This is a genomic window from Acinetobacter sp. CIP 51.11 (assembly GCF_000369665.1).
GTDB classification, from domain to species: Bacteria; Pseudomonadota; Gammaproteobacteria; order Pseudomonadales; family Moraxellaceae; genus Acinetobacter; species Acinetobacter lwoffii_S.
In genome coordinates, this window is sequence record NZ_KB850129.1 from 1454747 (window position 1) to 1467804 (window position 13058).

The 13058-nt window shown below is 41.0% G+C and carries 8 protein-coding genes and 1 pseudogene; 3 read left to right on the top strand and 6 right to left on the bottom strand.

What is annotated here, in order from left to right; all coding sequences use genetic code 11:
• The first annotated feature begins 91 nt into the window (after positions 1-91).
• A complete protein-coding gene (locus F894_RS10700) occupies positions 92-718 on the top strand; it encodes a hypothetical protein (protein WP_005247555.1) in 627 nt (208 codons plus the stop codon).
• A gap of 84 nt (positions 719-802) precedes the next feature.
• Here F894_RS10700 and F894_RS10705 read toward each other — a convergent pair whose 3' ends face one another.
• From F894_RS10705 to F894_RS15425, 3 genes and pseudogenes are all read right to left on the bottom strand, one after another.
• Positions 803-2266 carry a carotenoid oxygenase family protein gene (locus F894_RS10705; protein WP_005247558.1) on the bottom strand — a complete coding sequence of 488 codons (1464 nt, stop codon included), beginning with the start codon at positions 2264-2266 and terminating at the stop codon, positions 803-805.
• Positions 2267-2398: 132 nt separating this feature from the next.
• Positions 2399-2716: a YqfO family protein gene (locus F894_RS10710; RefSeq protein ID WP_005247560.1), complete on the bottom strand. Its 318-nt coding sequence runs from the start codon at positions 2714-2716 to the stop codon at positions 2399-2401.
• Positions 2717-2733: 17 nt separating this feature from the next.
• Positions 2734-3615, bottom strand: a pseudogene (locus tag F894_RS15425) (LysR family transcriptional regulator).
• Between the two features lie 170 nt (positions 3616-3785).
• Here F894_RS15425 and F894_RS10725 point away from each other — a divergent pair.
• Complete coding sequence (locus F894_RS10725; RefSeq protein ID WP_005247565.1) at positions 3786-5528, top strand: FAD-dependent oxidoreductase; 1743 nt, start codon at positions 3786-3788, stop codon at positions 5526-5528.
• Positions 5529-6176: 648 nt separating this feature from the next.
• On the top strand, positions 6177-6650 hold the full coding sequence (locus F894_RS10730) for a hemerythrin domain-containing protein (protein ID WP_005247582.1): 474 nt from the start codon (positions 6177-6179) through the stop codon (positions 6648-6650).
• Positions 6651-6685: 35 nt separating this feature from the next.
• Here the strand turns inward: F894_RS10730 and F894_RS15305 are convergent, their stop codons facing one another.
• From F894_RS15305 to purL, 3 genes are all read right to left on the bottom strand, one after another.
• Positions 6686-6832 carry an abortive infection family protein gene (locus F894_RS15305; protein ID WP_228128807.1) on the bottom strand — a complete coding sequence of 49 codons (147 nt, stop codon included), beginning with the start codon at positions 6830-6832 and terminating at the stop codon, positions 6686-6688.
• Positions 6833-7503: 671 nt separating this feature from the next.
• Positions 7504-7629, bottom strand: a complete 126-nt coding sequence (locus F894_RS15370) for a KGW motif small protein (RefSeq protein ID WP_005247583.1) — start codon at positions 7627-7629, stop codon at positions 7504-7506.
• 311 nt (positions 7630-7940) lie between these two features.
• Positions 7941-11774 carry a phosphoribosylformylglycinamidine synthase gene (gene purL / locus F894_RS10740; protein WP_005247585.1) on the bottom strand — a complete coding sequence of 1278 codons (3834 nt, stop codon included), beginning with the start codon at positions 11772-11774 and terminating at the stop codon, positions 7941-7943.
• Positions 11775-13058: the final 1284 nt, after the last annotated feature.

Genomic DNA, 13058 nt, shown 5'->3' on the forward strand with positions numbered 1-13058 from the left:
TTAATTCAAATAATAAATCATTTTAACTGGATAAAAACCAATTACGAAACAGTACTTATCTTTAAATCAGAAAATTGAGTTAAAAGAAAAAATGAAAACAATATTAACAATGAGTAGTTTATTTATTTTAAATGGTTGTCAAGTAACAGCACCAACTATGAAAAATAGAATTAGCTTTGAAATGGATAATCAATATTGGCCAACCCATAGCATAGTTTATAAAAATACTTGGCCTGAATGTGGCAATTTATCAGGAACACCAGATGCTATAAAAAAGCAAAAATATATTACGACCTATAGTAGCTGCAAGGTTTCCCCTGAAGGTTATGTGCCTGAACAAATTATTATTGAATATGCACCGTGGTTGACTTATGAAGACCGGATAAAAGCTGGTCTAGGGAATGTCAGATCTTTTTTTCATTTAGATGAGCTACCTAGAAATAAATGGCCATCAGATGAGGTCTTACAAGCTTATGCAGACGATGTAGAAAGAAAAATAATGGCTACTATCCACAACCTCCCTTCTACTGCATGGAAAAGAATTGTACTCACTCCCCCTCAAGAAGTAGAAAAATATAAGTATCAAGTTCCTGAAGGTAAAGGTAACCGCAGTCGAGGCAAAGACATTCATTACCTCATTTCCCTTAATCCTGATGGCAGTTACAGTATAGAAACCAAATTGTATTGGGTCTCAAAATATCAGGAATTCTGGAATTGAATTTCAATTGTAAGTCTATGATAAATCCCGTTTGATTTCAGAGGCTTCTGCTTATATAGATAGTTATATATACCCAACTCAAGCTCATATTGTTCTCAATTTCCTATAATCAATCCAGTTACAATGAAACCCGACGGGTACACGTATTGGTAAATGAATGGTTGCAATCGACCCTTCAGCCATATGCTGTGCATCCAGAATCACCACTTTGGATGGGCGTCCATCTAAAGCATGAACATAAGACATCTGCCAGCCATCATTTTCAGCTTGAGCACCTTCCCGTGCGACGAACATCACCTCTCCTGTTACCCAGTTTTCTCCAAAAGAATAGCTTTCTGAATTGCCAGTTTCCACATCATGGCTCAAAAGAGTATTGCTGCTGACATGAGAAGGATCATCAAACTCGCCAAAGGAAATAGTGTAGACATAGCGATAAGGCCGACCTGTATAAGCTTCATTAATCCGTGGGAATTCCTGTTTCATCTCGGATAATATCGTCCGAACCACTTTTCCAGTACCGTGTTCAAAAATGAATCGTTCTAGCCGAATATCCTGATCTTCAATCGGTCCCTGAATCGAACTGACCAATGCTTTGGAGTGCACCACCGCATCCATAACCACATCACCAGAATCCAGCTCATAAGCATTCACGGTATGAAAAATAAAACAGGGATCAATCTCATACCAGCGAATATCAATTGCTTTACCGCCAAAAGGCAATATACCAATGCGTGCCTGCCGTTTTGGATTCCATTGATATGGCAACATTGAACCCTTTAATGCACTGCGTACAGAAAAGTTCACATTCAGATCCAGAATCAGCACCTGAGATTTGGTAATGGCACAATCATGAATCATCGGACCATGTTTCACTGGAATGTCGACATGATGTTTCAACTTACCTTTTGAATCTATCTGCAAATAAAAAACTTTGTTCTGACTTAAAGCATCATAACAAATCGCATGAATATCGCCCGTTTCAGGATCAATATGCGGATGGGCAGTAAATGGAAAATCCTGATCATCTTCAAATAAATGATGTCGTTTTGACTCCAGTGCAGCATTCAACTCAACTGGATATGCACCCGCTTCTACCAGTGCCCAGATTTTTCCGGCAAAGTGGATGACATTGGTATTGACTGCATCCGCGATACCTCGCGTTTTACCGGGAATTTGTGGTCGATGAAGTTTTTTCTGCACACTGGCAGAACCGATATAACTGCTTTTATACCAATGTGCCTCACCACCCTTCAGTCTGAGCGCATGCAACATGCCATCGCCCGTAAACCAGTGATAGTTGCGTGGGTTTTTGACTGTAATAGGATTTGGACCAATCCGCATTAATGCACCATCCAGTTCTGCAGGAATCTGCCCTTCAACCTTTAAATCTGTGGAAAAGTGTTCCTGCCGCTCTGGTGCAAATATACCTTCCAGATAGGGATTATCTGGCGAATATGGAATGCGCTGATGCAGGATTTCTGTACCGTACTGGATAGATTTACTGAGGGTATTCTTAAGCGCACTGCTCAGCGGTTTTGGCCACGGCATTGTTATTTTCCTTATTATATTTTTTCTTTGGATTATTCTGGAAGAAATGATAATAACAAAAGCAGGTCGGCTGGTTTCTGAATCTAGATTAACGGCGCGCTAAGTTAAACGCGCCGCAGCAGAGTATCAATTTTAGACTTTGATATCCAGAAGCTGAATAAACTCAAAAGCTGGCTCTTCATAAGGATGACTTTCTTTCAGCACCTTGGCCACATCGACTGCCTTTTCATCAGGCACCAGAATTTCTACCCGCCATTCTTCCACCTGTTCCAATTTTCCCACTTCACCAATATGAGGATCTGCACCTTCTTGCGGTTTAAACTGCCCAGTTCCTAAAACTTGCCAGGCGCAGTCCGTATACTCACCAATACCACCCGCTCCTGCTGCAAATATCGCATTCTTAGTGTCTTCCAGATTTTCATCCGGCACGTAATAAATCAGCTTTAACATATATTCCTTCCTGAAATTCAGTTACTTGTCGTATTGTTAAGCGCTTGGGTAATCATCTTCAATGCAGGATTTTGGGAATTCTTGTTAAATGTTGCATACAAGCCCAGTTTTGGCAGTGCCTGATCAGTCTGGACAATTTTTACATGCTCATTCAAAAAACGCAGTAAATATTCGGGCGCAAAACTAAAGCCCATTCCCATATTGGTCAGATTGATGTGTTGCAAGACATTGGTCACCCACAACAGCTGTTCATGTTCGAGTTGATCAATGCAGAGCAGTTTATCCAGCTTCTCATAAAATACGGGCGAAGCATTCTGCTCGCACATAATCATATTGTGATTTTTCAGTTCCTGTAATTTCAGGATTCGATCTGTAGGATGTAAATGCTGAGCGGCAACCAGATAAATTTGCTCGGTTAATAAATGAATATTCTCAAAATCTGGATGGTCCAGATGAAAGCGGGTAATACATCAATCCAGTTCAGCATTTTTTAGCCGCTGAATCTGTTCCATACAGGTCAGGCTATGCAGATGGATTTTTAAGTCCGGCATGGTTTTTTTAAGCTGGGCCAGAATCTGTGGCATCACTTTTATTTCTGCGACATTCAGGAAGCCAATGTGAATCTGGTTATTTTTCTGCTGCGCAACCTGACGCGCTGCTGCTACTGCCAGTTTGGCATTTTCCAGTGCTTTTTCGGCATAGATCTGAAAAGCCTGCCCTTCATCGGTGAGTTTGACCTTTCTGGATGAACGATCAAACAGCATGACGCCTACTTCCTGCTCCAGATCCTTAATTTGCTGGCTTAATGACGGCTGAGCGGTAAACAGTTTTTCGGCAGCCTTGGTAAAACTTTGTTGCTGCGCCACAGTAATAAAATAGCGTAAATGTCGAAGTTCCATAGCCTGCCCGGTTTCTGATCAGGTCAGCATCTTAAGATTATGACCCACGTATTGCAAATAAGAATAGGTCGATAGTTTATATGAATATCGCTATATCAACAGATCCTGTTTTACTAGACTGCCTGATCATATAGATAGCTTGTTCTTCACGCATATACATGGAGTCTTGTATGACACAACACTATGACACTGATGTTCTGATCATTGGTACCGGTCCTGCAGGTTCAACATTAGGTCTGGCCTTAGCCAATTATGGCATCAAGGTACAACTGTTTACCCAGTTTAGCTGGCTGGCCAATAGTCCACGTGCCCATATTACCAATCAACGTGCCATGGAAGTATTACGTGATTTAGGTATTGAAGAACAGGTTAAAGAGATTGCAACACCATGGGAACAGATGGGTGAAAGCCTGATTACCACCAGTCTGGTCGGCGAAGAAATCGCCCGTTTAAGTGCATGGGGTACCGGTGATGAACGTCATGGTGACTATATCCAAGGCAGTCCATGTCCATTAGTCGATCTGATTCAGCCAAAAATGGAAGCTTTACTGGTGAAAAATGCCGGTGAACGTGGTGCAATTTATAACTTCAATACTGAATACCTGTCACATGTGCAGGACGAAGATGGCGTGACTGCTACTTTCCTGAACCGCATTACCAATACTGAATTTAGCTTAAGAGCAAAATATCTGGTGGGTATGGATGGTGCTAAATCTCGTGTATTGGAACAGCTCGGCTTGCCACTGGAAGGCGTGATGGCACGTGCCGGTACCGTCTATGTGACCTTTAAAGCTGATCTTTCTCAATACGTTCAGCACCGTCCTGCGATTCTGCAATGGATCGTGAATCCTGAAGCCAGCTTTGGCGATCTCGGTATGGGATTGTTACGTGCCATTACGCCATGGAATGAATGGATCATGGGTTGGGGCTTTGACATTTCCAAAGGCGAACCACAAGTTACTGAAGAACAGGTCCGTGCCCGCCTGAATGCTTTTGTTGGTACTGAAGTCGAAGAAGTTGAAATCCAGAAATTATCGTACTGGTATGTGAACCAGACCTGGGCCACTGAATATTCTAAAGGTCGAGTGTTCTGTGGTGGTGATGCAGTACACCGTCATCCACCATCGAGTGGCCTAGGTTCAAATACCTGCATGCAGGATGCCTTTAATCTAGGCTGGAAACTGGCATACGCGGTAAAAGGCTGGGCTGCACCTTCCCTGCTGGATTCCTATACCACCGAGCGTGCACCGGTCGGCAAGCAGATTGTAGCGCGTGCGAACCAGTCACGTTTTGATTATAAATACCTGAAAGAAGTCTTTGGTTTTGATCAAGGTGTGACGACTCAGAAGCAAATGCTGGAACGTATCTTTGCGGAAGATGAGCAAGGTGCTGAAATCCGTCAAAAACTATTTGAAGCTTTGGAAATTAAAAACTTCGAATTTAATGCACAAGGTGTAGAACTGAACCAGCGATATAGCTCCAATACGGTGATTGCAGAATCCGAGCCTGAGATTTTTGAAAAAGATGAGCAGCTTTATTTACAGGCAACCACTCGCCCAGGCGCTAAAGTTTCGCATACTTGGCTGATCAATGCCAAAGGTCAAAAGCAGTCGACACTGGATATTACGGGTAAAGGTCGTTTTACCCTGCTCACAGGTTTATCCGGTAAAGGCTGGAAACAGGCGGCAGAAGCATTGGATTTGCCATATCTGGATGTGACTCAGATTGGTTCACGTGACTATCGTGATGTGTATGGCACTTGGAACAGCAAATCTGAAATCCATGAATCTGGCGCAGTGCTGGTTCGTCCGGATGGTTATGTCGCTTGGCGTTATCAGGACAGTACCAATGATGCTTTTGACTATGAAAATACGCTGAAAGCAGTACTCAAACAGGTTCAGCTAGTTATTTAATGAATAATTTTTGAAAAGACCACCTTCGGGTGGTTTTTTATACTTTTAAAATAACAACATATACTGACTCTCAGCCTTTCTTGAAGCCACTTTGTTCTAAAATTTCCTTCCTAAACTCACTAATTGATTAAAACTCATTTAATCGCAACCATTTCACCCACACCAATACACATATACGATTGATTTTGTGATAAATTTCACATTAATGCAGTTTAGCTAAACTCATTCAGGTTTAGTCATACTGTTCTGCCTTGTATAGCTAAGACACATTCATTTTGTTGATCTGTGGTTCAAATTCTCCCGCACTCAGCCAGCAAGATAATGTTCGTTGTGAAGTAAGCACATGTCATGGCAAATCTCTCCCAGATATTCGACGGCTTTAGGAATGGTCGAAAACTTAACTTCAACTTTTGATCCTCTCATTGATACCGCGAATGCAATGCCAATGACATTCCGGCCTGAAACACTTAAACGCAAAAAATTTATGTTTTCAAATCAAAAGAATGGATGATCTTGATTTGAAAATAAAATCTAAATTCAGGATTTCCCCCAATATTATTTAATTGGTTAAAACAGTTATTTTCATCACTTTTCAATGGATTTAACCCATCCAAAGCGGACAATCCACAAAATGAAACGGCGCTAGATTTGGGTAATCGTCACTCGATTGATACCACCTCTAAACATGATGAAGTAGGTATTCCTTTTTATCCGAATCTGATTAAACATTTGGAACTAGATCACCAACAACTTCTGAGTCTGTACGGCAACATTGGCAATTCTTTATATCTACAGGAATATAATTTACTGTCTGATCAATTAGCTCAATTTAAACAAGATTTTAAAGCGCATTTAGATGCTGAAAATATCAAGTTTTATGGTTACTTGGAACAAGGCTTAAAAGAACAAAGCCAGGCATTTTTATCTTTACGTCAGTTTAGAAAGGAAATGCGTATCATTGAGCGGACTGTGATTAAGTTTATAGATCACTGGATGGATTTTGGGGTAAACCGTGCATCTGCTGCTGAATTTAAAGAAGAATATGAAGCGATTGGTTCTGCATTGGTGCAACGTATTGAGCGTGAAGAAAAAGAGCTCTTTACCATGTATAGCCGTGTTTAAGTAAATATAAAAAAGGCTATTCTAGGGTAGTCTTTTTATATCTTTTCTTTTTTTATTTCCCAAGTAGAAAATAAAAATCCTGCCATGGTTCCTGCTAAATTCACAGCCAATTCAGCATGTCTTGAAGCAGGTTTAAAATTAACCTTACCTTGTCCATGAGCATCACCGACTTTATTTCTCAATGCGCCGATACCTTCAACAATCGCACTACAACCACCTAGAATTTGTTTGAAACTTGTTCTGTATGCTGTGATTATGACAAACTTAATTCTTTACTAACTACCCTATATAATTGATTAATGTCTAGATTATTTCCATAATCAATTTCTAACTCATCAAGAATATGTTTACACGTTGACTCTAAAAGAGTTCGAGCAAGTGTGATTGCACCTTGTGGATCATCTATTCTACGTTCAAGTGCTTTATCCCACGTTGTCTGAATATAATTAGAGTCTAATTTTAGAATAGTATCCTTAATCACCTTATCCAAAGGTGCAATATTTGATTTTTCAAAAAACTCAAATGAGGCTGAAACTCCGTATATATAAAAGTTCTTCTATCACTGTAATTATCAGATTTCAACTTTATAAATTGCCAAAATTGATCAAGATTTCTAGAGGTTTTTACCATAGAAGGTAAATAGTTTTGGCTTGTTGAATTAAGCATATCATTTCTTAATTGCTGATATTGTTTATCATCACTTTCTTGATGCTTATGTGTTGCTCTTGCAAGCAAAATATTTTGGATTAATTCTAATTTTTCAACTTAATCCATGGCTTTTATAAAGTTGTCATCATTCTTTTTATTGTATGGATAAAAACCACCTTAACGGTGGTTTTTTAAAATCTGATGATCAAGAACCCTGCAGCAAATAACTACCGACCAAAAACAGCATCTGTAAACCAATAACAAAACCAAATAACCACCAACCTTTCTGACGCATTGCTGCCTTATCCATGATTCTTAGTGTCTTAGCCATGTCATCACCTCATCTTTGAGAATTGATACTGAACCGATCTATTCCATCTTTCTTTTATAGTGCAATAAAGTTGTGCATAAAATATACCATAGCACTTTATATACAATATGAAAGCAAAATCTAAACCAAGTCCGTAGAGAGAAGGAAAATTAAAAAATCAAAATCCTTAAAAAACAAAAAGCCACCTAAAGGTGGCAATTGATGAAGATAGTCTAAACAAAAGCTGAAAGATTTTCCAGTTTTGCAGCTATTCCAGTGATTTCTTCAATAAAAAGGGCTGCTTCCGCAACCCTTTTTCAAGCTAAAACAAATTAGCCAATAAATTTACGTGCATTACGGAACATACGTAACCAAGCACCATCCTGATCCCAGTCTTCTGGTTTCCAAGAATGCTGGATCGCGCGGAAGTTACGTTCAGGGTGCGGCATCATAATCGTTGCACGGCCATCCTGAGACGTTACACCGGTAATACCTTCTGGTGAACCATTCGGGTTCAATGGATACTGTTCAGTTGCATTACCATGGCTGTCAACATAGCGTAAAACGACCTGATTCGATGCATTCAGTGCAGCAAAGTTTTCCGCCGTTGCAACTGCCCGACCTTCACCATGTGCCACAGCGATCGGCAGAATCGAACCTTGCATGTCTTGCAACAAGACTGAATTCGATTTTTCCACACGAACGTTCACTGCGCGCGCTTCAAATACTTCAGACGTATTGCGGTGGAAACGTGGCCAAGCATCCGCACCCGGAATTAATGGAGCCAATTGAGACAACATTTGACAGCCGTTACAGATACCGAGCGAGAAGGTTTCTTGACGGTTAAAGAATTTCTCAAACTGGTCACGCAATTTAGCATTGAACAATACTGATTTCGCCCAGCCGCCGCCAGCGCCCATTACGTCACCATACGAGAAGCCACCACACGTCACCAGACCTTCAAAATCATCCAGGCTGATACGACCTGCCAGCAAGTCACTCATATGTACGTCAACAGTATTGAAGCCCACTTTGTCGAAAGCTGCCGCCATTTCGATATGACCATTGACACCCTGCTCACGCAGAATTGCCATATTTGGACGACGCAAGTTAATGAAAGGTGCTTCAATCGCTTCATTCAAGTCGAATGTGGGTTGGGCGATAATACCTTGGTGTGCTTTATCGGTAATTAAGGCAAATTCCTGATCTGCAGTTTGTACGTTGTCACGCAGGCGTTGGATTTGATGAGAAACTTCAGTCCATGCCACTTGCAGATCAGCACGTTCAAGTACCAGACCATTTACAGACAATTGGTCAGAATTATTTACAGTACCAACCACTGCAATTGCATCTTTAAGCGTAGATGCTGCAACTTCAGCTTGTAATGCTTCCCAGTCTGCTTTGGCGATTTGAAGGACAGCACCAATTTCTTCAGCGAATAAGCTTGCAGTTGATTGATCTTCTAGTGCTACACCCAGACGTGATGCGAACATCATTTCTGCAACAGTCGCTAGTAAACCACCATCACCGATGTCATGGTATGCCTTGATCAGACCACGGTTGTTCCAGTCTTGAACCAATGCGAAGAATGCCTTGAAATCATCGAAGCTATCTACATCAGGAGTCACAGAACCGATTGCTTTATACACCTGCGCCAGGATCGAACCACCTAAACGGAATTGACCTTTAGACAGATCAATACGAACCAGTACAGATTCAATATCTTTTAATTCAGGAGTCAGTGTTTGACGTACATCAGTCACTGGTGCAAATGCAGTGATCACACCTGACATTGGAGAAGTCACAGACTTGTCTTCACCTTCGTCATTCCAGGTGGTACGCATAGACAATGAGTCTTTACCGACCGGAATCGCGATACCGAGTGCAGGACACATTTCCATACCGATAGCTTTCACGCCTTCGAACAATGCCTGGTCTTCGCCAGGTTGACCCGCAGCAGCCATCCAGTTTGCAGACAATTTGATGTCGCTGATTTTTTCAATCTTCGCAGACATGATGTTAGAGATCGATTCAGCCACAGATAAACGTGCTGATGCAGCAGGATTCAACAACGCTACTGGAGGACGTTCACCCATTGCCATTGCTTCACCGGTGTAACCGACAAGACTTGTAGTTGTTACTGCAGCATCCGCGACAGGAACCTGCCAGCGACCCACCATCTGGTCACGCGCGACCATACCGGTAATCGAACGGTCACCAATACTAATCAGGAATGATTTAGAAGCCACTGTCGGGTTTTTCAGAACGCGATAAATCGCATCTTTTAAATCCGTAACTTTAGCCGCGTCAAAATCATCGCCTTTACGTTCAATCGTTTCATAGGAACGGCTCATACGCGGAGTACCGCCAAGCATCACCTGCATTGGCATATCCACCGGTTTGTTGCCGAACAATGGATCTTCAACGGTTAAGTGACGTGCTTCAGTCGCCTCACCCAGTACTGCAAACGGACAACGTTCACGCGCACAGATTGACTCAAATAATTCTAAAGAAGATGGACGAATCGCCAATACATAACGTTCTTGCGCTTCGTTTGACCAGATCTCCATTGGCGACATGCCAGGTTCTAAAGATGGAATCTTACGAAGATCTAGCACTGCACCTAACTCATGATCATTCACCAGTTCAGGCATAGCATTTGATACACCACCCGCGCCTACATCATGCACCGACACAATTGGGTTATGGTCTTCCATGCGCCAGCAAGTATCGATCACTTCTTGACAACGGCGTTCCATTTCCGGGTTTTCACGTTGTACCGAAGCAAAATCTAGGTTTTCGCCCAATTTACCGCTATCTACAGAAGATGCAGCACCACCGCCAAGACCGATCAGCATGGCTGGACCACCGAGTACGATTAACAAATCACCCGGTAAAATCGGATCTTTTTCAACGTGATCTGGACGGATATTTCCGTAACCACCCGCGATCATGATTGGCTTATGGAAACCTTTAACATCGCCATTCACGTTTTGTTCAAAGGTACGGAAGTAACCGTTTAAAGCTGGACGACCAAATTCGTTGTTAAACGCAGCACCACCAAGCGGGCCTTCAATCATGATTTGTAACGGCGATGCCATACGTGATGGTTTGCCGTGGTTTTCTTCCCAAGGCTGTTCAAAGCCCGGAATATTCAGGTTAGATACCGTGAAGCCGGTTAAACCTGCTTTAGGCTTACCACCACGACCGGTCGCACCTTCGTCACGGATTTCACCGCCTGAACCTGTCGCTGCACCGGCAAATGGTGCAATTGCTGTTGGGTGGTTGTGGGTTTCCACTTTCATCAGGATGTGAGCAGCTTGGCTCTTGTATTTATAAACCTGATGGCCGTTGTCTTCTTGGGTTGGATAAAAACGCTGGGTATCCGAACCAACAATCACTGAAGCGTTGTCTTTATAAGCCGACAATACATCTGTCGGTGATTCTTTATAGGTGTTCTTGATCATCTGGAACAACGACAATGGCTGAACTTCACCATCAATCGTCCATTCCGAACCAAAAATTTTATGACGACAGTGCTCAGAGTTGGCTTGCGCAAACATCATCAGTTCGATGTCATTCGGATTACGACCTAGCTTGATGAAAGCCTCAGTCAGGTAATCAATTTCGTCCATTGATAATGCAAAACCAAATTCATTATTGGCTTTTACCAGTGCTTCTTTACCTTTACCCAGAATATCAATCGAGTTCAGTGGTTTTGGCGCAGTTTCCACAAATAATACCGCAGCATCTTCAATCGCATTGAATACGCTTTCGGTCATACGGTCGTGAAGTACTTGCAATGCTTCTTTAGAGAGCTCTTTTACGCCCTTCAAAGTAAACAAAACGCCGCGTTCAAGTCGATGAACCGGCGTATTACAGTTTTTGAAAATGTCCGTCGCTTTAGAGGACCAAGGAGAGATGGTTCCGACGCGCGGTGTGACTAAAATCTGGATTTCATCACTTGCAGCCTGGTGCAATTCAAAAGATTGACCATCGTTGAGAAGCTGTAAAGCGGATTGCTGTTGTTGCTCGCTGAGCGCTTGGTCAAAGAGGTAGACCCATTGACTTTCAATTGATTGAACAGAACTAATTGACGTCAAACGCGATAATAGTTGAGTTTTCTTAAAAGAAGAATGTGCGGGTGCACCGGCAACGATAAACATGCTGATTTTGGCTCCACGGGATGGTATGAACAACCATGCCACAATGTGACTTGAGAGAGCGCATATTCTACTGTGAAATAAGGAAATCGGCTAGATGCCAAATCAGAAAACTACGTCTGAAATATCCTGGACTTTTAAAATATTTCGTCTATTTTCAGTCAGGAAAATTGAATGTAGTCGCACAGGTTAACACATTTTTTTCAAGAAAAATCAAAACCGCTTCAGAATAATTTTCTGCATAAAAATTGTATTATTTTTCAACAACAATCGGGACAAAATCAAATTCAGGTTTTATTGTCATGACCTGCCAAAACTCCTATTTAGGCCAAAATGAAATACTTGATTACAAGATTTAATGAAGTCGTATTTTTTGCAGACTGTTTTTGATTCTTTTGATTGACTCTTAACTTTGACTTCTAAGATTAGAAAACTGGTTAAAGGTCTTCTGCCGTTTTCTGTACTACAAGGAACAGTTCTCCGCTGATCTCCGCCATTACAGTAACAGAGGCAAATTACTCCCCTCTATGAAAGAATAATTAATACTGAGTGGTATTTTAATCTGACATCATCTGCGGGGGAAAAACCGGACATCCATTCTCACCTTCTAAAAGAATAAAAATAAAGTTTCTTATTTGGGCCTTTTATTTTTTTATATTTGATTTTTATCTTCTCAGATCATAATTAAGCGAAATTTACTCATCTAAAAGACCAAAAAATATATCGACAAAATCCCCCACCATATCCAATATTTTGAAATTTCATCATTTATTCATGAGCTCTATTATGCGTAAAAAACACAATATAAATAGCAAAATACCACTTATATTTATGAGGAAATTTACCAGGAATTATGAGGCTTATATAAAAAAATAATGAAGAAATGATTAATAATAAAATTTTGTTACCTTTTTTATTTAATCCGTATTCTCAGGTTTTATTTAACTCGAAAAGTTTAAAATAAATATTTGTAATTGCTGAAAAAATATAGAAAATTTTCTTTTTTATTCAACTAACAGAATAACAGGCCCACACGTCTATATCAGCTAAGAATCTTACCAAATAGACACTTCATCAGTAAATTTGATGATTTTATGTTAAGCTCTAGCCGAATTGCTGAGGAATTGTCCAAATTCTGGGCTTGGCAATGGTTTTTCCTTTCTGCTGTAGAGATGAATATAAATTCTATATTCGGACACTAATTTTTTGATGTTCTATAGCTTCACTGCTCTGTCTATTTTAGAGCCTTAATCTGTCACCAATGATTTAATTTTCAAAAACAAAAGG

What these genes read in the sequence shown, in the direction of transcription:
- F894_RS10700 (WP_005247555.1), top strand. Translation starts at nt 92, where the DNA reads ATGAAAACAATATTAACAATGAGTAGTTTATTTATTTTAAATGGTTGT.
- purL (WP_005247585.1), bottom strand. Translation starts at nt 11,774, where the DNA reads ATGTTTATCGTTGCCGGTGCACCCGCACATTCTTCTTTTAAGAAAACT.
- F894_RS15370 (WP_005247583.1), bottom strand. Translation starts at nt 7,629, where the DNA reads ATGGCTAAGACACTAAGAATCATGGATAAGGCAGCAATGCGTCAGAAA.
- F894_RS10725 (WP_005247565.1), top strand. Translation starts at nt 3,786, where the DNA reads ATGACACAACACTATGACACTGATGTTCTGATCATTGGTACCGGTCCT.
- F894_RS10705 (WP_005247558.1), bottom strand. Translation starts at nt 2,266, where the DNA reads ATGCCGTGGCCAAAACCGCTGAGCAGTGCGCTTAAGAATACCCTCAGT.
- F894_RS10710 (WP_005247560.1), bottom strand. Translation starts at nt 2,716, where the DNA reads ATGTTAAAGCTGATTTATTACGTGCCGGATGAAAATCTGGAAGACACT.